We start from the raw sequence: 21,420 nt of genomic DNA on the forward strand, positions 1-21,420 counted from the left end.
CGCCTGCGCGTTTCGGCTGCGGCATCCGCGCCGGTCCGTGCCCTTGCCGGGGCGCGCCACGGCGTTTATCTGAGCCTCGTATCGAGCCTTGTATCCGAGCCTTGGGGTTCACCGGGAACTGACCGTCATGATGGGCGCCGCCGTCAAGGCCCTCACGCAGATTCTGTCGCCGCCGATGCGCGCCATCCTGTGGCGCGCGATCGGGCTCGCGCTGGTGCTCATCGTCGTCTCCGCCATCGGGCTGCAGCGGTTGCTGAGCTGGCTTGCCGGCTCCGGCGAGTTATGGGCCGAGACGGTGCTCGGGCCGACCTTCCACACGCCGCTCAACATCCTGGCCTGGATCATTTCGATCGCCGCGGGCTTCGGCATCGTGTTCGGCGCGGTGTTTCTGATGCCCGCGATCACCTCGCTGGTCGCGAGCGTGTTCGTCGACGACGTCGGCGAGATCGTCGAGCGTGAGCATTATCCGGCTGACCGTCCCGGGGCGCCGCTGCCGTTCAGCCTCGCGATGTCCGAAGGCATCAAGACCGCGCTGCTGACGCTGCTCGTCTACCTGATTGCGCTGCCTTTCGTGTTCGTGGCCGGCGCGGGCTTTATCGCCTTCTTCATCGCTACCGCATGGCTGCTCGGCAAGGAATATTTCGAACTCGCGGCGATGCGGTTTCGTTCGCCCGCGGAGGCCAAGACGATGCGCCGCGACAACGCCGCCACGGTGTTCATGGCCGGTCTGATCATCGCAGGCTTCGTGGCGATCCCGATCGTCAATCTGGCGACGCCGCTGTTCGGCATGGCATTCATGGTCCACATGCACAAGCGGTTGTCGGGACCGCGGTCCGAGCTGATCGCGCCGGATCGGCGCGGCCGGCAGCCGCTGGCCTGAGCGGGTTGCTTCAGACGGAATCCGGCGTCGGCTTAGGTCGGGCATCACGTTTTCAGGAAATTTTAGCCGCGAAAGACCTGGACGGCCGGGACGGAGTCGGCCTTGCTTTCTTCATATTGCGCCGCAATTGGTGTAGTTGTTCTGTCCGGATTTTGGACTGACGGAAGGTGGTGCCGTGCGCCCATCGGGATGCCAGCCCGGAATTGCGGTCCTGGAGGAGAATGTCGATGTCGATTGAGTCGGATGTGATCGTCGATCGCCGCAGGTTGCGCAGCAAGCTCACGTTCTGGCGAGTCGCGTCGGCAGCGATCGCGATTGCCGCGTTTATCGCCGTCGCGGCCTACGCTACGCCGTGGGGCCGCAAGCTGACCGGCGCCGTCGCGATCCAGCGCGTCAATATCGAAGGCCTGATCCGCAGCGACCAGAATCGCGTGGAGGCACTGGAACGGCTCGGCAAGTCGAACGCGCCCGCGGTCATCGTGCACATCAATTCGCCGGGCGGCACCACAGCCGGATCCGAACAGCTCTACGACGCCCTGATGCGCCTGAAGGCCAAGAAGCCGATGGTGGTGGTGGTCGAAGGGCTCTGCGCGTCGGGTGGATATATCGCCGCGCTCGCCTCCGATCACATTGTCGCGCAGCAGACGGCGCTGGTCGGCTCGATCGGCGTGCTGTTTCAGTATCCCAATTTCACCGATCTTCTGAAAACGGTCGGAATCAAGGTCGAGGAAGTAAAATCGTCGCCGTTGAAGGCGGCTCCGAACGGCTATGAGCCGACCAGCCCGGAGGCGCGGGCCGCAATCGACGCGCTGGTGAAGGATTCCTACGCCTGGTTCCGCGGCCTGGTGCAGAGCCGGCGCGGCATGGACGATGCGCAACTGGAGAAGGTCGCCGACGGCCGTGTCTTTACAGGCCGGCAGGCGATCGACCTCAAGCTGATCGATCAGCTTGGCGACGAAAAGACCGCGATCGCGTGGCTGGTCGCAGAGAAGAAAGTCGCTCCCGACCTGCCGGTGCGCGATTTCAAGTTATCGCCGCGCTTCGGCGACCTGACGTTCCTGCGTACCGCCGCCTTTGTGACCTTCGATGCGCTGGGACTGAACGGCATTGCGCGCCAGGTGGAGCAGACCGGCGTGGTGCGGGCGGCGGATCGGCTGGGTCTCGACGGAATGCTGGCATTGTGGCAGCCAGCGCCCTCGAATTGAGGCTCGAATCGGACGCGTGCGGGCATTTTTGCTGGTAAGGAGCCCGCAAATGCCGCGGTGCAGAATTTTGCGGCGGTTTTCCTGAACCGTGCGAATCGCATTTAGCGACTTGACAGTCCTGACCATTTTCACGGAAATGGACCCTCCCCTATATGGGTCCCAGTCTCGATGATCAAATCCGAACTCGTTCAACGCATCGCCGAGCACAACCCGCACCTCTATCAGCGGGATGTGGAGAACATCGTGAACGCGATTCTCGACGAGATTGTCGCCGCGCTTGCGCGGGGCGATCGGGTCGAACTGCGTGGTTTTGGGGCGTTCTCGGTCAAACATCGTCCTGCGCGCGCGGGCCGCAATCCGCGCACGGGAGAACACGTCCCGGTCGACCAGAAGAGCGTGCCGTTTTTCAAGACCGGCAAGGAAATGCGCGAGCGGCTCAATCGTGAGAATGCCGCGAGTGAAGCGAGCGCGTAGGAACATTCGAGGGACGGCCCCATGAATCTGCCGAACCTGTCAGCATGAGTGCTTGACGCTACCGTCGCGAGAGAGATCATGCGAAAATTCCTGACCGGCCTGATCGTGATTCCGCTTGGTGTCCTTTTCATCGTGTTTGCGTTCGCAAACCGTCACCCGGTGACGGTGACGTTCGATCCCTTCGATGCGAACGACCGGATGGCCACCGTCACCCTGCCGTTGTTCATCCTTATCATTGCGGTTGCGATCTTCGGCGTGGTGGCCGGGAGCGTCGCGACCCGGTTCGGTCAGCGCCGCTGGCGTCACAAGGTGCGCCAGTATGAGGCGGATGCGCGGGAGGCGCGCATGGAACTGGCCGACCTGCGAGCGCGCTGGGAGTCCCGCGACACCGCGCGGCTGCCGGATCTGACGCGGCGGGCCGGATAGCGGCCCGGTATTTCCGCCGGGGAGGGAACCTCCCGTGGCCCCCGCGCGGGCGAGACAAGCGCCGCGTGACGTTGTAGAACCCGCGCGAGCGCATTTGATGCCCGGAACCGGACGGTTTTTTGCCGGTCGTCCGGCTTGCGCCGATCGTTCGAGACCTTGTCCCTGCGAGATCATGTCCCTGATCGTCAAGATATGCGGCCTGTCCACCCTTGCGACCCTCGAGGCGGCGCTGCAGGCCGGTGCCGATATGGTGGGATTCGTGTTCTTTCCCGCCTCGCCACGGCATCTTGATCTGGCGCGGGCCCGGGACCTCGGTGCACAGGTACGTGGCCGTGCGCGCAAGGTCGCGCTGACCGTCGACGCCGACGATGCGGCGCTGGGCGATGCCATCGAAGCCCTGCAGCCGGATCTGCTGCAACTGCACGGCAAGGAAACCGTGGCTCGCATCCGCGAGATCAAAGCGCGGTTCGGGCTGCCGGTCATGAAAGTGGTCGGGGTAGAGAGCGTCGACGATCTTGCGACGCTGCCCGGTTACGCTGCTGCGGCGGACTGCCTGCTATTCGATGCGCGCCCGCCGAAGGACGCCACGCGGCCGGGCGGGCTGGGTGTTCCCTTCGACTGGCGGCTTCTGGAAAACCTCACTCTCGAGGTTCCGTTCATGATCTCCGGCGGCCTCGCCGCAAGCAACGTTCACGATGCAGTGCGGATCACGCGCGCCGGTGGGGTTGATGTCTCCTCCGGCGTGGAAAGCGCACCGGGGATCAAGGATCCGGACATGATCCGGGATTTCATCCGGGCGGCGCGAGCGGCGGCAATTAATTCGCGCGAAGCGACCTCGCATGTGGGGTAGTCCCGGAGAACCATGGCAGCCGTCATGCCTGGCTTCATGTCGGGCATTCACGGCGGCCGGAAATCACAGCGAGCAAGACGTAGGTGGCCGGAATAAATCCGGCCATGACGAAGGGTGACAATGAATTCTCTCCCCAATTCCTTCCGATCCGGTCCCGACGAGCGCGGCCACTTCGGCATTTTCGGTGGCCGCTTCGTGGCGGAAACGCTGATGCCGCTGATCCTCGATCTGGAGAAGGCCTATGCCGAAGCCCGGACCGATACTGCGTTCCAGCGCGAGATGGCCGGCTACCGCAAGGATTATATCGGCCGTCCGTCGCCCTTGTATTTCGCCGAGCGCCTGACCGAGCATCTTCGTGATATTTCCGCGGCCTCCGGCCGCGCTGGTGGCGCAAAAATTTATCTGAAGCGCGAGGAGCTCAACCACACCGGTTCGCACAAGGTCAACAACGTGCTCGGCCAGATCCTGGTGGCGCGCCGCATGGGCAAGAAGCGCATCATCGCCGAGACCGGAGCCGGGCAGCATGGCGTCGCGACCGCGACGCTGTGCGCGCGCTTCGGTCTCGAATGCGTCGTCTATATGGGCGCGGTCGACGTGGCGCGGCAGGAGCCCAACGTCATCCGCATGGAGATGCTGGGCGCCAAAGTGGTGCCGGTGCAGTCCGGCACCCGCACGCTCAAGGACGCCATGAACGAGGCGCTGCGCGACTGGGTCACCAACGTGCACAATACTTTCTATTGCATCGGCACGGTGGCGGGGCCACATCCCTATCCGATGATGGTGCGCGACTTCCAGTCGGTCATCGGCGACGAAACGCGCGCGCAGATGCAGGAGGCGGAAGGCCGGTTGCCGGATTCGCTGATCGCCTGCATCGGCGGTGGCTCCAACGCGATGGGTCTGTTCCATCCGTTTCTCGACGATGCCGCGGTGGAGATTTTCGGCGTCGAGGCGGCGGGGCATGGTCTCGACAAGCTGCACGCCGCCTCGCTCACCGGCGGACGGCCCGGCGTGCTGCATGGCAACCGCACCTATCTCCTGATGAACGATGACGGCCAGATCCAGGACGCGCACTCGATCTCCGCCGGGCTGGACTATCCCGGTATCGGGCCTGAGCATTCATGGCTGCGCGAGACCGGCCGCGTCACCTATCTGTCCGCGACCGACGAGGAGGCGCTCGCCGCGTTTCAACTGCTGTCGCGTCTGGAAGGCATCATCCCGGCGCTGGAATCGGCGCATGCCATCGCGCGCGTCGTCGAGCTGGCGCCGCAGCGGCCGAAAGATCACCTGATGGTGGTCAATCTTTCCGGTCGCGGCGACAAGGACGTGCCGCAGGTCGGCGAGATCTTGAAGGGCAGGAAGAAGTGAGCACCCGTATCGACACGCGCTTTGCCGAATTGCGGAAGCAGGGCCGCTCGGCCTTCGTGACCTTCCTGATGGCTGGCGATCCCGATCCCACGACCTCGCTCGCCATCATCCAGGCGCTGCCTGAGGCCGGCGCCGATATCATTGAAATCGGAATGCCGTTCACCGATCCGATGGCCGACGGCCCCGCGGTGCAGGCCGCCGGCCGCCGCGCGCTCAAGGCGGGCATGACCCTGACCAAGACGCTGCAGATGATCCGCGATTTCCGGAAAAGCGAGGGTTCGACGCCGGTCGTGCTGATGGGCTATTACAATCCGATCTACATCTACGGCGTCGAGAGATTTCTCGCTGACGCCAAGGATGCCGGCGTCGACGGCCTTATCGTCGTCGATCTGCCGCCCGAGGAAGACTCCGAGCTGTGCATCCCGGCGATGAAGGCGGGGTTGAATTTCATTCGCCTCGCGACGCCGACCACCGACGAGAAGCGGCTGCCGGCGGTGCTCGCCAATACCTCCGGTTTCGTCTATTACGTCTCGATCACCGGGATCACCGGCAGTGCGGCCGCGGATTCGGCCGCCGTCGGCGCGGCGGTCGGACGCATCAAGCGCCATACCGATTTGCCGGTCTGCGTCGGCTTCGGCATTCGCACCCCGGAGGCGGCACGCGGCATCGCCGAGGGCGCCGACGGCGCGGTGGTCGGCTCCGCGCTGGTCGATGCGCTCAGCCGCAGCCTCGATTCTGAGGGCAAGGCGACGGCCGGGACGGTCAACGCGGTGGCCGGTCTCGTGGCGTCGCTGGCCGAGGGCGTGCGGTCGGCCAGAGCGGGATGAGGAAAACGTGTGCAGCGGCTTTCCGTCTGCTCCGCTTCCATCATGATCCAGGCAGGCCGCGGAATAGTCTTTACTTTCCCTTTCCCCTTGTGGAAGAGGGTGCCGAGCCGCATTTATCCGGTGAGGAGCGGGGCGGGGTTACGGAGTAAGGCATGAACTGGTTGACGAACGTCGTCCGCCCCAAGATCCGCAATATGCTCAAGCGGGAGACGCCGGAGAATCTCTGGATCAAATGTCCGGATACCGGTCAGCTCGTGTTCTACAAGGACGTCGAGAGCAACCAGTTCGTCATCCCCGGCTCGAACTACCACATGCGCATGAGCGCGGATGCGCGGATGCGGTCGATCTTCGACAACGAGACCTGGTACGACGTCGCCTTGCCCGAGGTGGCCGTCGATCCGCTGAAGTTCCGCGACGAGCGCAAGTATGTCGACCGCATCAAGGATGCCCGCGCCAAGACCGGACTGAATGATTCTGTGAAGGTGGGGTACGGCAAGCTGGAAAACGCCGGCGTCGTCGTTGCGGTGCAGGATTTCGATTTCATGGGCGGCTCGCTCGGCATGGCGGCGGGCGAAGCCATCGTGCGCGGCCTCGAACTCGCGGTCGAGAAGCAATGCCCGTTCATCGTATTCGCGGCGTCCGGCGGCGCGCGGATGCAGGAGGGCGTGCTGTCGTTGATGCAACTGCCGCGCACCACCGTCGCGGTGCAGATGCTGCGCGAGGCAGGCCAGCCCTACATCGTGGTGCTGACCAATCCGACCACCGGCGGCGTCACCGCCTCCTATGCGATGCTCGGCGACATCCAAATCGCCGAGCCCGGCGCGCTGATCGGTTTCGCCGGCGCGCGCGTCATCGAGCAGACCATCCGCGAGAAACTGCCGGACGGTTTCCAGCGCGCCGAATATCTGCGGGACCATGGCATGGTCGACATGGTGGTGCATCGCCATGAGTTGCGGCCGACGCTGGCGCGGCTGTGCCGGCTGCTGACGAAGGCGCCGGCGTTCGATGCGACGGCAGAACCGCCGCCCGGCCCGGATGAGCCCGCCGAGCCGATGCCTGCAACGGACGCGCCGCCGCCTGCGCCTCCCGCGTGAGCGCTGCTCCTCCCCATCAGACGCCGCTCGGCGAGGTCGTCGCGCGAATCTCGAAGCTGCATCCGAAAAAGATCGACCTCACGCTCGACCGGATGTGGCGCATTCTCGAACGGCTCGGTCACCCCGAACGCATGCTGCCGCCCGTCATTCATGTCGCCGGCACCAACGGCAAGGGCTCCACCGTCGCCTATCTGCGCGCGATCCTTGAGGCTGCCGGCCTGAGAGTGCATGTTTTCACCTCGCCTTTTCTGGTGCGGATCAACGAATGCGTGCGGCTGGCGGGAACGCTGGTCGGCGACGGCGATCTGCGCGACGCGCTGCTCGAATGCGAGCGCGCCAACGGCGGCGAGCCTCTCACCCAGTTCGAGATCAAGACCGCGGCCGCCTTCCTGTTGTTCGCGAAAACTCCCGCCGACGTGCTGCTGCTGGAGGTCGGCCTCGGCGGCCGGCTCGACAGCACCAACGTGGTGGAAACGCCGCTGGCGAGCGTCATCACGCCGATCGGCATCGACCATGTCGAATTTCTTGGCGGCACGCTGATGCAGATCGCCGGCGAGAAGGCCGGCATCATCAAGCGCGGCGTGCCCGTGATCGTTGCTGCGCAGTTGCCGGAGGCGCAGGCCGTGATCGAGCAGCGGGCGAAGCAGATGCGCGGTCCGCTATACGCCGAAGGCCAGGACTGGCACGTCGGCACGGAGCATGGACGGCTGGTCTATCAGGACGAGCGCGGCCTGCTCGACCTAGCCGCGCCGCGACTGTTCGGTCGTCATCAATTCGACAATGCCGGTCTCGCGGTCGCGACGCTGCGGGCGCAGGATCGCTTCAGCATCGACGCCGCGGCGTTCGAGCGCGGTGTCACGAGCGCGGAATGGCCGGCGCGGATGCAGCGGCTGACGTCGGGCAGGCTGGTGGATCGAGCGCCGCGCGACGCTGAGCTCTGGCTTGACGGCGGACATAATGTCGACGGCGGACGGGTGGCAGCGGCTGCGCTCGGCGATCTCGAGGAGCGGGTGTCGCGGCCGCTGGTGGTGATAACGGGCATGATGGGCAACAAGGATGCGCAAGGCTTTCTCGCCAACTTCGCAGGGCTGACCCGCCACGTCATCGCCGTGCCGATTCCGGACACGGAAAATGCGATGTCGCCGGACGTGCTGGCGGGTGCGGCGCGCGCGCTCGACATGCGCGCCGAAACCGCGGTGAGCGTCAGTGCGGCGCTGCAGTCGGTGGCGCGGCTTGCCTATGAAATCCCGCCGCGCATCCTGATCGCGGGGTCGCTCTATCTCGCCGGCCATGTGCTGGCGGAGAACGGCACGCCGCCGAACTAAAATTATTTATTTTGAGGCAAACGTATCGGTGATGCGTTGCGAGCGCTCTCCCCGCAAGCGGGAGAGGTAAGAGGCACACCCAAACAAAAACGGCCGGTGATGAGCCGGCCGTTCGCAAAATTTCAGAAAACCGGAAGCTGACGGATCACACCGTGGCGGTGATCCACTGCTCCAGCTTCTGCTTCGGCGCAGCGCCGACCTGACGCGAGGCCAGTTCGCCACCCTTGAAGATCATCAGGGTCGGGATCGACATCACGCCGTATTTCGAGGCCGTCCGCGGGCTCTCGTCGACGTTGAGCTTGACGATCTTGACCTTGCTGCCCATGGCGCTGGAAATCTCGTCCAGCACCGGGCCGATCATGCGGCACGGGCCACACCACTCGGCCCAGAAATCGACCACGACCGGGCCAGTCGCCTTGAGCACTTCCGCTTCGAAATTGGCGTCCGAAACCTTGCCAACAGCCATGGAATACCTCGTTGCCTCGATGAGAGCGCGCGCCGTGAAAGAATGCGCCTGCGCTTATGTGCCAAGTTAAGAAGGCGATCCTGCCGGGTCAAGGTTTCTCACGCCGAGATGAGGGCTTCCAGCTCGGCATCAAGCATCGCGGCCGAAATCTCCATTAATTCAGGCATCTCGGTCCAGAGCAGCGCGGCCTTGACGGGCAATTTCGGATACAGCCGGGCCAGCACCGCGCGGTAGAGTGCAAGCTGGCGGACATAGGCCGGCGGCGCTGCGGCGGCGCTTGCAGGCGGCGCGTGGCCGGTCTTGTAATCAACGATCAGAATCGCCTCGGGTGTGACCGCGAGGCGGTCGATCTGACCGGACACCAGCACGGGATCGCCGCGCCGCGTCGTCAGCCGTCCGGCAATCGCCACCTCCGCCCGGCTGCCGTCCGCGAAGATTGGTGCGAACCGGGCATCGTCGATCAGGGACAGCACTTGCTCCGCCAGCGCGTCGTGCTCGGCCTCGCTCCAGTTGCCCGCATTGCGGGCGAGATGGCCCAGCGCGGTCTCGCGGCGGCGACCGGCCGGAATATCGGGCAGCGATTGCAACAGACGATGCACCAGCGTGCCGCGCAACAGCGCGTGGTTGCGCTGGTCTGTGGATTCGCCGGGCCGGATGCGTCGATGCGCCGTATCGTCCGTCTCCGAGGGACGCAGCGGCCGGTTCGCGGGCACAGCCTGGGCTGCGCTGGCATGCAGCCACGGCGGCAAGGCGATCTGCGCGGTAGTGGCCTGCGTAGCGGCGATCGCGGAGAGCGGCTCATCCGTATCTGGTCGGCTGTAGCGCCTGACAGTGCCGGCGGCGGTCTCGATCTCCTGCATCGCGAGGCCGGACTTTTCCAGGCCCTTGCCGATCAGGTCGTACCAGGACAAGTCCCGGACCTCCTTGCGGTTACCGGGCATGCATCCGCCGACGATCAGGCGATCGGCCGCGCGCGTCATCGCCACGTAAAGCAGGCGGCGGTATTCGTGCTCGGTTTCCGCGATCATCGCCGCGCGGGCTTCCGCCACACAAGGCGGATCCTCGGCCTTCCTGCCGGCCCAGACCGTGACGCCTGTCGCATCGGCAGGCGCGTTGCCCCGCGCCATGCGGATCAGGCTGAGGCGCTCGGTGTCGGCCGGCGATGTCACGGTATCGGCGAGGAACACCACCGAAGCCTCCAGTCCCTTGGCGCCATGCACGGTCATCACCCGCACCTCGTCGCGCGAGATTTCCATGTCGCGCTTCACCTCGGTGTCGGCGGCGCGCAGCCACGCCATGAACCCTTGCAGCGACGCAGGGGCCTTGCGCTCATAGGTCAGCGCCAGTTCGAGGAATTCGTCGAGCGCGTCATTCGCTTCATGGCCGAGACGCCGCAGGATCCGCCGCCGCCCGCCGTCTTCGCCCAAAAGCCACGCATAGAACGCGAACGGCATCTCGCGCGTGGCGCGGCCTTCGCACAGCTTCAGGCGATCGAACGCGTCGCGGAATTTGTCGCCTGCCGCGGCGTGGCCGGCGAGCGCATCGCGTAGCGAGCCCTTGCGCTGCCATGCCAGCGTGAACAGGTCGTCGTCGTCGAGGCCGAACAGCGGACTCTTCAGCGCCACCGCCAGCGCCAGATCGTCCTGCGGCAGCAGCAGCGTATCCGCAAGGTTCATCAGGTCGATGATCGCGATGTGCTCGGTGAGCTTGAGGCGATCGGCGCCCGCAACCGGAATGCCGGATTGCTTCAACGCCTGGATTATCGCATCAAAAGCGTTGCCGCGCCGCCGCACCAGCACCATCACGTCGCCGTAGCTGAGCGGACGGCGCGCGCCTTCATGTCCCGTCATGGTGCCGCGCGCGATCAGCGTCTTGATCTCGCTCTGGATGCGCCGCGCCAGCTTGACTTCCGGACTGGTCGCCGAGATCGCGTCGAATGGCGCGCGCCAGCCCTCGATTTCCTCCCGCTTGTCGCGCTCCTCCAGACTCCAGAGCTCGACGATGCCGGGCGCGGCGTCGGCAAGCGATTCATGCACGGGATGGGCGCCGACGGCATGGATGCTTCTGTAGATAGCTTCGTCGCGAAACACGTAGTCGACAGACTCCAGAATCGTTTTGCCGGAGCGGAACGAGTAGATGAAATCCTCTTTCCGGAACGGGAGATTTGCGTCGGCGAACTTGCCCTCCAGCTTGCGCCGTCGCTCATCGAACTCGCGCGGCGCCGCGCCCTGGAACGAGAAGATCGACTGCTTCTCATCGCCGACCGCGAACACGGTCCTGCGCACGCCCTCACGCGCGCCTTCGCCGGTCGTGAAGTCCGCGATGATGCGCTCGACGATGTCCCACTGCTTCGGGCTCGTGTCCTGCGCCTCGTCGATCAGCACATGGTCGACGCCGCGATCGAGCTTGTAATGCACCCAGCCCGGCGAGGTCTGGTTCAGCATGTCCAGCGTCTTGTCGATCAGGTCATCGTAATCAAGCAGTCCGCGTTCCTGCTTCTCGCGCCGGTAGTTCGCGGCGATCGCGGTCGCGATGACGAGCAGCGATTGCGTGCGGTCGCGGATGATGAGCGCGCGGCGACGTTCGAGCAGCGCGGTCACGCGCAGGCATTCATCGGCGAGCATTTCAGCGATATCAGGCCTGACATCGCTTATCTTCTTTGTGACGAAGGATTTGCGCGGGCTGCCGTCGCCGGTCAGGAAGACATCGAGATAGCGATCTGTTTGCGCGGCTTCGCCGACCATGGCCTGCGCTTCGCGCAGGCGTTTGGCTTGCTCAATGTCGGATTTGTTGCCAGCTTCCAGAACCGCGGCGAGTGTCTGCCATTCCGATCGCGGCAGGTTTGGCCCATTGATGATCTCGCGTTCGACATCCTCGACCCGCGCGGCCGGATCGACGCCGAGCGCGTCAGCAATATCGCGGATCGCCTGTTCGATGCCGCGATCCTCGGTCCAGGCCATGACGTGATCGCGGCTGAGGCAGGCCTGATTGATGACGTCGCGCAGCGTGGTGTCGGCGGCCGCGCCCATGGCATATTGCAGCGCGCGGCCGGCGGTGCTGTCCGGATTCTGCGAGGCGTTCAGCATGACCTTGAGGCTGGCGCGCTCCATCATTTCGGTCTGGTCGCGCTCGTCGAGCACGGTAAAGCGCGCGGGCACCCGCGCCTCGAACGGAAACTGCTGCAACAGCCGCGTGCACAGTGCGTGGATGGTCTGCACCTTCAACCCGCCCGGCGTTTCCAGCGCGGAGGCGAACAGTTTGCGCGCCCGTTCGCGCCATTTCACATCGGGCTGCGCGATGCCGACGTCGCGCAGCGCCGCGTTCAATGCGTCATCGTCGAGCGTGACCCATCGCCCAAGCGTCGAAAACACCCGCTCCGACATGTTGGCGGCGGCGGCCTTGGTGAAGGTGATGCAGAGGATGCGCGCCGGATCGACGCCGTTGAGCAGGAGGCGGATCACGCGCTGCACCAGAACATGCGTCTTGCCCGATCCGGCGTTCGCGGACACGAACACGGAGGTCGCGGGGTCGGATGCTCGCTGCTGGCGCGCGCTGGCGTCGGGATGAACGGGGCGGGATGCCTTCACCATTCTTCCAGCCCCAGACCGCCGGCCGCCGACCATTCCTTGATCCGCGCGAGATCGTCATAGGCGCCGTAGCGCGTTTTCCACATCGGCAGGTCGAGCGAGGTATAGCCCTGCGCCTCATTGTCGAAGGCGCGGATCAGCGCGGTAAGTTTCTCAAGCGCGCGGTCGGCGGCCTGATCCGGCGATTGCCGGGCGGTCTTGCCGTTGTCGAGATCGACCGGCCTCGGTTCGCCGGGGGGATTATTGCCGCTGAGGCGAACATAGACGAGTCCGTTCACGGACGCGCCCGCGGTAATGCCTGCAAAGCCGCCGCCGCGCAGGATCGCGGATTCCAGCGTAAGCTGCGGCGATAGCCCAAGCCGCACCTGCTTGCTGCTCGGCGGGCTGCCGGTCTTGTAGTCGAGGATGGCGAAGCTTCCGTCGCCGAGATGCTCGATGCGGTCGGCGCGGGCGGACAGGACAAAATGGCGATCGCCGTCTATCGGGATCTCGATTGCTCCGCTGACCTCGGCGTCGATTGTCACGAGTTGCGCCCTGCGCGAGACTTCCCAATCCGCGAACCATGCTGCGATGCGCTGGAAGCGCGGCCACCACAACGCGCGCGCCTCGGGGCGTTGCATCAATGGTGCGAAGTGGTTTTCGCCGATGGCGCGGAGCACCTCCGCGGGATTGTCCGGCAAGACCGCCGGATAGGCTTTCGTGAAATCGCCGAGCGCGTCGTGGATCGCAGAGCCGCGGTCGGCCGCCGACAGCGGCATGTCCACGGCATCAAGCGGCGTGAGTTTCAAAATGTGTTTGGCATAGATGGTATAGGGGTCGCGCAACCAGTCCTCGATCGCGGTCACCGACAACCGCGTCGGCCGCGCCCTGCGCGGCGGTTTCGGCGCGGGCTGGGCGATGGGCTTGACCTCGTCGGGACGGTCGAGCGCCTCGGCGTATCGAACGTAGCGCGCGCCGGCTTCCAGCGCGGCGGCCCAGCGCTCACTGCCGGCCACTGCTTCCAGCCGGTGCAGGAATCGCGAGGCCACCGCCGGCGCGCCGCCGGCCTTGGCGGCGTGGCTGAGGATGACGTCCTCCGCGCCGAGCAATTGCGTGAAGTCGTGCGCAGACAGGCCGATGCGCCGCTCGGGAAGGTCGAGCCCAAGCTCGTGCCGCATCGGGCGGCTGAGCCAGGGATCGTTCGGCGGCGCGGGCGGCCACATGCCTTCGACGAGTCCGCCGAGAATGACGCGGTCGCATTGGGTGAGACGCGCTTCGAGCGGACCATAGATGCGCAGATTCGCTGCCGTGGCCTGCGGCCGTCGCACGATGCGGTCGCGGAATGCGGTCTCGAACACCTCGGGATAGTCGGCGATCCTGACCGTCAGACCGCTGCGCTCGCCTGCCTCGCCGAGATCGTCGAACGCCTTCGCAAGTGCCGCGCCATCCTGTCCCTCGAACGCGACGGCGACGCCTTGATCGTCGCGCGACAACGCCTCGATCGCGTCGCGATGCTGCGCGGCGAGCCCGGTGAAGTCCGCCGACCGCATTGCGCCATCGCCTTCGAGCGGCGCCAGCGCGGCCTGCAAGGCCGCGATCAACGCCCGGGCTTCGTCAAGCTGATGCGGTTTTAGCGCGGCGCGGGGCTCGCTGCGATGGAGCGACGAGTTCTCGCCGCGACCAAGCTTGTCCAGTTCGTCGCTGAATCGCGCGAACTCGTCCGCCAGTCCCTTGCTGCCCGGCGGCGGTCGCGTGCCGCGCAGGATCGCCAGTTCCAATATCGTAACCGCGCGCGTCCATCCGCCGCTCGCGCGCCCGAGCCGGCACAACGGATGCTTGAGCAATGCCAGCAGCGTCGGCGGCTCCAGAGCGTTGCAGGCGGTCTCGGCCGCGAGCCGCGCGAAGACTCCCGCGGGCGTATCCATCAGCGCGTCGCCGCCGGAATCGTCGAAGGCCAGATTCCAGCGGCCGAGTGCGGCCATCACCCGGCGCGCCAGCGCGCGGTCGGGCGTCACCAGCGCCGCCGTCTTGTTCAGTTCACGCGCCTCGCGCATCGCGACGGCGATACTGAGCGCCTCCATTTCCGGATTGGCGGCGGCGATCACGGCGAGGCCGGTCATTCCGGCCGCGATCTTCTCCGCGACCTCGGGCTCGGCAAGCCGCGTGTGCCACCGTGCCGTCGCTTCGGAAGGACGCATCGCCTCCGAGGCCAGCAACTCGCGTCCGTATGGCGCCGGCGCACCGAGCGTCGCTACCTCGCTGCGTGCGATGCCGAACCGCTTGAGCAGGGCGTGCAGCGCGAACTGCGGATGACCGGCGGCGGGCGGCGTAATGAAGTCGCCGCTCGTTTTGTCCCTGACGCCGCCGATCAGTTGCCACGCGTCTTCGTCAAGGTCGGTGTCGAGCCCCGGCAGCACCACCGCGCCTTGCGGCAGTCCGGCGATGACGTGCAGCAGCCTCGCGGTCGAAGGCATCGAGCCGGTGGACCCTGCCGCGATCACCGGCCCCGCGTGGTGAGCGGCCAGCCGCGCGGCTTCGGCCTCGATCAGGCGGTCGCGCCGTGCCGCCGGTTCGATCCGGCCCGTTTCATTTAGGTGCGCCGGCCAGAACTCGCGCGCGATCTTCAGGAAATCGAGCGTGAGCTGCCAGTATCTGTCGAGCGCGTCGGGCACCAGCGTGTCGAGCGCGCGCCAGTCCACGCCGCGCGTTGTCATGTCGTCCATCAGCCGCGCGAGGTCGTCGGCGAGCGCCAGCGTCGAGGCCGGACCGCCGAGAACCAGCGGCGCCTGCGCCGGATCGCCGGGCCTCAATTGCCGCGCCCATGCGTCGATGAGCTGCGCCAGCGCCAGCCGGCGCGCCAGCCCGTCAAGCGCGGGCGGCAGGTCGAGGGTCTCCGCCGAAGGAGCGACGGCCTGCGCGAAGGCCAGTTCGTCCTCGTCGATGTCGCCGAGCGCGACGATGCGCGGCAGGATCACGGCATCGACATTCAGCACATCGAGAAAGATGTCGTGCGCCATGCGGCCGGCGCGACGGGTCGGCAGATAGAGCGTGACCTCGGCGAGCCGTTCGGGCTGCGCGCGTGGACGGAATCCCTCGATCAGCGCGCCATCGACCAGCGCGGTGATGACGGTGCGCAGAAACGGCGCTGACGGAGGGACGTTGCGGACGCGCATGAAGGACCTTGATTCGGGATCAGGCCATCATGGCACGAGCGGGGAGCGGCGACGACCCGCGACGACCGGCTCAGGCGGCGCTGACCAGCACCGCTTTCTCGGCGGCCTCGATGGCGTCGGGCGTTCCGACATGCATCCAGACGCCGTCGAGCCGCAGCCCGAACAGGCGTTCGCGCTCGTTGGCGCGATCGAACATGGTCGTCAGCGAGAACTCACCGGCGGGCGCGCCGGCGAACAGCGCGGGCGACATGATTGCTACTCCCGCATAGACGAACGGAACGACCTGATTTTCCTCGCGCTTGCGCAGTGCGCCGTCGGGAAGCATGGCGTAGTCGCCGCTGCCGGCATAGCCGATGCTGCCCGTGGTCGGCGCCATCAGCAGCAGAATGTCCATGCGCGCGGGATCGAAGGTTTCGGCCATCCGCGTCAGGTTGGGACGCGCGCCGTCGATCCACATGGTGTCAGCGTTGAGATGGAAGAACGGCGCATCCCCAAGGAGAGGCAGGGCTTTCGCGACGGCCCCGCCGGTGCCCAGCACCTCGTTGCGCTCGTCGGAGATGATGATCCGCGGGCGGCTGCGATGCGCGACGTGGTCGATGATCTGGTCCGGCAAATAGCGGACATTGACGACCGCCTCGCTGACGCCGGCATCCGCGAGCCTGTCCAGCACATGATCGAGCAGCGGCTTGCCGGCCACCGGCACCATGGGTTTCGGCATCCGTTCCGTCAGCGGTCGCATGCGCAGGCCGAGACCTGCGGCAAGCACCATGGCTCTGGTCGGGGTGACGGGCATTCTCGGCGAGGTCTCCGGCGCTTCCTATAGCGTTTTCAAGCGAGGCATGTCCTCGGGCTTGACCGAGGATGGATATAAGTCCGCGTAAAAAAACGCGTCAAAACAAAAACGAGAGCCCGACTTTGAGTCCATCGAAGCCGGGAATAGCTCTGATCGATTCAGCGAACAATATCATGACACGGGCGAATCGATCGACAGCTCACGCGATAGCCGCCGGGCGTGACGCAAGCGTGACAGGAAAAAGGTGTGTTCGGGTGGGTTCTCGTTAATTTTTCTGAAAGCTGGTTTCCGATTTTATCGGAAGCGAAATGACTAGAGGATCAGGCGTCCGCGGTGGCGCCGTTGCGCCGGGCGGCCTTTTTCTTCTTGTCGCTCGGTTTCAGAAAATTGACGCCGATCTGGTCGCCATTGACCCAGGCGAGCTCGCAGCGGCGATAGGCGAGCCCCGTCGACGACAGCAGCAGGAAGAATTCCTTCAGGTGGAGGCCCTCGATGGAACCTTCAATGGTCAGCTTGGCGCCATGTTCGGAAACGTCCTCCATGGTGCAGTCGCGGCGCCAGGTGCCGTCGATGCCCATCATATGGGCGCTGTATCCGCGCTCGAAGGTGACGCGTTCGCCCTTGCGCCGTTCCGCACCCATGGCCCTGCTCCCGTCGAGAAACCGCACCGCAGTGCGGCTTAGAGTCGCAGAGAGTAGGGCATGACCTCTAACAAGCCGTAAAGCAAATGTGTTCAAGCCGCCGGAGGCGGGACGTGAGCCTGATACCAGGCCCGGGCTTCACCCAATGAGGGGTGGGCGAGCGAGCGGGTCAGGTAGGTCCAGATCCGCGGCTGGTGCCGCAGGTAGTGCGGTTTGCCGTCGCGCCGGTTTAGCCGCGCGAAAGTGCCGAGCAGCCGCGTGTTGCGCTGCGCCGACATGATGGCGTAGAGCTCGGCGAAGCCGGCGGGGTCGAACGGCGAGCCGCTTCCCAGCCGCGCCTTCACGTAACGCGCCAGCAGCGCAAGTTCCAGCGGCTCCGGCACGTTCACCCGCGCATCCTGCAAAAGCGAAACGAGATCGTAGGTCGAGGGGCCGAGCACGGTGTCCTGAAAGTCGATCACGCCGACCTGTTTGATGTCGTGACGCTGTTCCAGCCAGATCAGATTGGGCGAATGGAAATCCCGCAGCACCCAGGTCCTCGGCGCAGCATTTGCCTTCTCTAGTAATCCGCGCCACATCGCCATGAATTCGGCGCGCAGGTCGCCCGGCTCGATGTCCCGGTCCGGCAAATACCAGTCGAGCATCAGCCCCACCTCGACCAGCATCGCCTCGGTATCGAATATCGGGATGGCGTAGGGGATATGCGGCGCGACCGAAAGGATTTCGGGCAGCGTCCGGCCGTGCAGCGCCGCCAGCATGTCGGTGGCGGCCTCATAACGCCTGGCGATCGGCGCCGGCGGCGTGCCTTCGACGAAGCCCGCGCTGCCGAAATCTTCGGTGATGAGAAATCCCAATTCCAGATCGGCATGATGGATCGCGGGTGCGGAAAAGCCCTGATCGCGCAGGCCGCGCGCGATGGCGACGAAAGGTTTGACGTCTTCGGCAAGATGCACGGCCGCGCTGTAGGACTTGCCGTCGTGGATCGCGGGCCCATCCGGCCGCTTCGGCGCGTTCATCAGGATGAAGCTCGTGTCGCCGCGGATCAGCCGGGCGTAGGAGCGCGTCGAGGCGTCGCCCGCCATGCGCTGCCGTTTCGCATCGAGATATCCGGCGTCCTCGAGAAACTGCCGCAGCGCCGCCAGCCGCGCGACCTGAGCCGCGGCCTTGCCGTAACCGGTGATCTCGGCGGCGCGGGCGGCCGAGCCGAGCGCCGGGCGATGACTGAAAGCGATGTCGATCCGGTCAGCGGGCAGGGCGCCGGCGGCGCGCTCCGGCCATTCGATCAGCACCACCGTCGCTTCGGGCAGCGGCGCAAGGCCGATCTCCTCAAGCTCGCCGGGGCCACTGATGCGATAGAGGTCGGCGTGGAGCAGCGGGTAGGGCGGCAGATCATAGTGCTGGGCCAGCGTGAACGTCGGGCTCGGCACCTCGATCGTATCGTCCCCGGCGAGGTAGCGGATCATGGCGCGGGCGGCGGCAGTCTTGCCCGCGCCGAGATCGCCCGACAGCGTGATGACGTCACCGGGACCGACCAGCAGGGCGAGGTCCGCCATCAGGTCTGCGGTCGCGGTCTCGTTGACCAGCGCGGTCGTGAATGTCGAGGGTTCGTTCATTCAGCGGCGTTGCGCTGCGCGCTCCGGTCGAGCGGAAAATCGCAAACGACCCTGGTGCCACGCTTGACGGTGGAATCGAAATGCACGCGTCCGCCATGGAGTTCCACGAAGGAGCGCACCAGCGACAGGCCGAGGCCCGCGCCGCGATGCCGCGAGCCATTGGCGTGGCTTTCGAACCAGTCGAACACCTTGTCCTTGACCTCGGGCGGAATGCCGGGACCTTCGTCCATCACCACAAATCTCACGCTGTGCTCGGTGCGCCGGGCGCTCACAGTGATCACGGCGTCCGGCGGCGAGAAGCCGGCGGCGTTGGCAAGCAGGTTGTAGAGGACCTGGACGATGCGGCGTTCGTCGCCGACGAAGTTGCCGATATCCGGATCGACGTCGACATTTAGGACGATGCGGTCGCGGGTCAGGCGGTCCTGAATGCCCTCTGCCGCCGCCGCGATGGTCTTGCGCACATCGACCGGCCCGAGCTCGAGCGTCATCGCGCCGGCGTCGATGGTGGCGAGGTCAAGAATGTTGTTGGTCAGCGCGAGCAGCGCATCCGTCGACGAGGTGATGTAGTTGACGTATTCGGCCTGCTTCTCGGTGAGCGGCCCGGTGCCGGGATCGTTCATCAGGTGCGCGAAGCCGATGATGGTGGTCAGCGGCGAACGCAGCTCGTACGAAACGTGGTGGACGAAGTCGACCTTCATCTGGTCGGCGGCCTCGAGCGCATCGTTGCGTTCGCGTAGCGCGCGTTCGACGTTCTCGCTGTCGGTGATGTCGTGGAACGTCAGCATGGTGGCGCCGTCGGGCAGCGGCATGGTCATGCAGTCCAGCACCGTGCCGTCCTTGCGCTCGAGCTTGAGCCGCACCGCGGCACGATTGTCGATACCGGTGACGGCGTTGCGGATCGTCTGCCACGCGGCATCGTCGTCGAACAGCGGCTTGCACCAGGCCTCGACGGTATCGATATGCGGCGACTGTGAGAGCGCCTCGGGCGAGAGCTTCCACATCCGGGCGAAGGCGGGATTGAAAAGCTGCGCGCGGCCGTTGCTGCCGAACACTGCGACCGCTTCGGTGAGGCTGTCCAGGGTCTCGCGCTGCACGGTGATGAGGCGGTCGTAGCGCCGCGCCAGGTCCAGGCTTTCTGTGACATCATCGAACAGGTAGGTGACGCCGCCTTCGGGGTTGGGCGTGGTGACGATGCTGAGCGCGCGTCCGTCCGGCAGATACCAGACGTCCTTGGCGGCTTCGTTGGCGCGATAGGCTTCGTGCAGACGGGCCTTCCAGGCGCGGAAGTCCGACTGCTCCGGCAGTTTGCGCGCGGCGCGCAGCCGATCGAGTACGCTGGAATCATCCGGGTTGCCGTCGAGAAAGGCGCGGTCGAGGTCCCACAGCCGGCGATAGGAATCGTTGTAGAAGGCGAGCCGTCGCCGGCCGTCGAATACGGCGACGCCAGATGACAACTGGTCAAGGGTCCGGCGATGCGCGTCCGCCATCCGCTCCAGCGTCTGGCGCAGCTTGACGGCTTCGCTGGCGTCGAGCGCGATGCCGGCGCTTCCGCCGGCGGCACGAAGCGCGTGGACGTCATAGATGCGCCGCTTGCCGCCGATCACGATCGGCAGTCGCGCGGTAAACGCGGCATGCTCGTTCAGCGCTCGCGCCATCGCGAGGCGGTCATTGCTGTCGAGCAGCTCGAGATTGCGTTCGATCGCATCCGCGGCGCTCGCTGCCTCGGTCGCGCGCGCGTAGGCGGCATTGGCGAAATTGAGCTTGCCATCGTTGCCCCGCGCCCACAGCGGCCACGGCGCCGCGGCTGCGAAGGCCCGCAGCATCTCGGTTTCTTCCCGCAGGCTGTTGTGGCGCAGCGTCATCTCGGCGAGATCGCGCCGCAATCCGCCGAGGTCGCGGATCCGCACGATCGCCTGGCCGCCGATGGCGCGGCCCATGGCCTCCACCGTCCGTCCGGACGACGTAAGCAGGTTGAGCAGAAAACCTTCGCCTGCAGTGCGTAGCGCATCGACCGCATGATCCATCTGCAACGCCGGTTCCGGGGGCAGCCAGGTTCCGAACGCCAGAACCCGCAAGGGCTGTTTCGCATCCTGCGGCAACAGCAGCGCGGTATCGCCGCTGATTCGGGGCCGGTCCTCGCCCGCGCCCCAGGAAATCAAAACCTGCGGTTCTGCAAACAGCAGTGCGCGGAAGCGGTCGGCCTCCGATTGAAGCTCGCGGATTTCGGCGCGCAGCCGCTGCTCGATGGCGGTTGCGCGGACCCGCGTGCGCATCAGCAGGATGGCGCAGACGACCGAGAAACCGAGCACGCCCAGCGCCATCGCCAGCATGGTCAGATCCTGCCGGTTGAGGTTCGTGAAGGCGTGAATCAACCGCTCCGGCAAGCCCGCTTCCGTGGCCCATGCGGGCGAGATGTCGACGAGACAAGCGGCACCAGCGCCCGCGATGCCGCCCTGCACCAGCGAAGTGCATGACAGCAAGGTCCGACGCATCACTGTGATTACGCCCGACATGCCTGCCCCAAAATCGCGCGACGATACGACCGGCAAATTGCTCGCCGTTCGCGAATCGACCAACATTACGCTTAAGCGGACTCGAGGGGTAAGAGTCCAGACCGTGAACGCGAATCCGGCGAGGGAAAAATGCGTGGCCGCGACATTTCCGAAACGATTGTTGCAAAATAGAATCGATTTTTCCCGCCGACGAGCGCGACGTTGAGAAT

At 65.7% G+C, this 21,420-nt stretch carries 16 protein-coding genes; 9 read left to right on the plus strand and 7 right to left on the minus strand.

Annotated features, from left to right (window positions below):
* Nucleotides 1-127: 127 nt before the first annotated feature.
* From ACS3WB_RS00885 to ACS3WB_RS00925, 9 genes are all read left to right on the plus strand, one after another.
* Nucleotides 128-880 (plus strand): sulfate transporter family protein, encoded by a 753-nt coding sequence (locus ACS3WB_RS00885; protein WP_438273725.1) that lies wholly within the window; start codon nucleotides 128-130, stop codon nucleotides 878-880.
* A 227-nt stretch (nucleotides 881-1,107) separates the two neighbouring features.
* Complete coding sequence (gene sppA / locus ACS3WB_RS00890; RefSeq protein WP_438273726.1) at nucleotides 1,108-2,085, plus strand: signal peptide peptidase SppA; 978 nt, start codon at nucleotides 1,108-1,110, stop codon at nucleotides 2,083-2,085.
* Between the two features lie 168 nt (nucleotides 2,086-2,253).
* Nucleotides 2,254-2,559: an integration host factor subunit beta gene (locus ACS3WB_RS00895; RefSeq protein WP_438273727.1), complete on the plus strand. Its 306-nt coding sequence runs from the start codon at nucleotides 2,254-2,256 to the stop codon at nucleotides 2,557-2,559.
* A 78-nt stretch (nucleotides 2,560-2,637) separates the two neighbouring features.
* The gene (locus ACS3WB_RS00900) at nucleotides 2,638-2,985 is read left to right on the plus strand and encodes a DUF1049 domain-containing protein (protein ID WP_438273728.1); all 348 of its coding nucleotides are present in this window, start codon (nucleotides 2,638-2,640) and stop codon (nucleotides 2,983-2,985) included.
* A gap of 172 nt (nucleotides 2,986-3,157) precedes the next feature.
* On the plus strand, nucleotides 3,158-3,835 hold the full coding sequence (locus ACS3WB_RS00905; RefSeq protein WP_438273729.1) for a phosphoribosylanthranilate isomerase: 678 nt from the start codon (nucleotides 3,158-3,160) through the stop codon (nucleotides 3,833-3,835).
* A gap of 120 nt (nucleotides 3,836-3,955) precedes the next feature.
* The gene (gene trpB, locus ACS3WB_RS00910; RefSeq protein ID WP_438273730.1) at nucleotides 3,956-5,200 is read left to right on the plus strand and encodes a tryptophan synthase subunit beta; all 1,245 of its coding nucleotides are present in this window, start codon (nucleotides 3,956-3,958) and stop codon (nucleotides 5,198-5,200) included.
* On the plus strand, nucleotides 5,197-6,027 hold the full coding sequence (trpA, locus tag ACS3WB_RS00915; protein ID WP_438273731.1) for a tryptophan synthase subunit alpha: 831 nt from the start codon (nucleotides 5,197-5,199) through the stop codon (nucleotides 6,025-6,027). The genes trpB and trpA overlap by 4 nt, the downstream gene beginning before the upstream one ends.
* Nucleotides 6,028-6,179: 152 nt before the next feature.
* Nucleotides 6,180-7,121 (plus strand): acetyl-CoA carboxylase, carboxyltransferase subunit beta, encoded by a 942-nt coding sequence (gene accD, locus ACS3WB_RS00920; protein WP_438273732.1) that lies wholly within the window; start codon nucleotides 6,180-6,182, stop codon nucleotides 7,119-7,121.
* Complete coding sequence (locus ACS3WB_RS00925) at nucleotides 7,118-8,446, plus strand: bifunctional folylpolyglutamate synthase/dihydrofolate synthase (RefSeq protein WP_438273733.1); 1,329 nt, start codon at nucleotides 7,118-7,120, stop codon at nucleotides 8,444-8,446. Before accD ends, ACS3WB_RS00925 begins: the two co-directional genes overlap by 4 nt.
* Nucleotides 8,447-8,591: 145 nt before the next feature.
* On the opposite strand, the gene trxA is transcribed toward ACS3WB_RS00925, so the two are convergent.
* The 7 genes from trxA to ACS3WB_RS00960 all read right to left on the minus strand — a co-directional run bounded on the left by trxA (nucleotide 8,592) and on the right by ACS3WB_RS00960 (nucleotide 21,211).
* Complete coding sequence (trxA, locus tag ACS3WB_RS00930; RefSeq protein WP_009796619.1) at nucleotides 8,592-8,912, minus strand: thioredoxin; 321 nt, start codon at nucleotides 8,910-8,912, stop codon at nucleotides 8,592-8,594.
* Between the two features lie 98 nt (nucleotides 8,913-9,010).
* Nucleotides 9,011-12,502 carry a double-strand break repair helicase AddA gene (gene addA / locus ACS3WB_RS00935; RefSeq protein ID WP_438273734.1) on the minus strand — a complete coding sequence of 1,164 codons (3,492 nt, stop codon included), beginning with the start codon at nucleotides 12,500-12,502 and terminating at the stop codon, nucleotides 9,011-9,013.
* On the minus strand, nucleotides 12,496-15,651 hold the full coding sequence (addB, locus tag ACS3WB_RS00940; RefSeq protein WP_438273735.1) for a double-strand break repair protein AddB: 3,156 nt from the start codon (nucleotides 15,649-15,651) through the stop codon (nucleotides 12,496-12,498). The genes addA and addB overlap by 7 nt, the downstream gene beginning before the upstream one ends.
* 70 nt (nucleotides 15,652-15,721) lie before the next feature.
* Nucleotides 15,722-16,444: a nucleotidyltransferase family protein gene (locus ACS3WB_RS00945; protein ID WP_438273736.1), complete on the minus strand. Its 723-nt coding sequence runs from the start codon at nucleotides 16,442-16,444 to the stop codon at nucleotides 15,722-15,724.
* A gap of 320 nt (nucleotides 16,445-16,764) precedes the next feature.
* On the minus strand, nucleotides 16,765-17,085 hold the full coding sequence (locus ACS3WB_RS00950) for a PilZ domain-containing protein (protein ID WP_438273737.1): 321 nt from the start codon (nucleotides 17,083-17,085) through the stop codon (nucleotides 16,765-16,767).
* Nucleotides 17,086-17,177: 92 nt separating this feature from the next.
* Complete coding sequence (gene tsaE / locus ACS3WB_RS00955) at nucleotides 17,178-18,698, minus strand: tRNA (adenosine(37)-N6)-threonylcarbamoyltransferase complex ATPase subunit type 1 TsaE (RefSeq protein ID WP_438273738.1); 1,521 nt, start codon at nucleotides 18,696-18,698, stop codon at nucleotides 17,178-17,180.
* Nucleotides 18,695-21,211: a PAS-domain containing protein gene (locus ACS3WB_RS00960; protein WP_438273739.1), complete on the minus strand. Its 2,517-nt coding sequence runs from the start codon at nucleotides 21,209-21,211 to the stop codon at nucleotides 18,695-18,697. Before ACS3WB_RS00960 ends, tsaE begins: the two co-directional genes overlap by 4 nt.
* Nucleotides 21,212-21,420: the final 209 nt, after the last annotated feature.

It is taken from the genome of Nitrobacter sp. (genome assembly GCF_051535215.1).
Classification (GTDB): Bacteria; Pseudomonadota; Alphaproteobacteria; order Rhizobiales; family Xanthobacteraceae; genus Nitrobacter.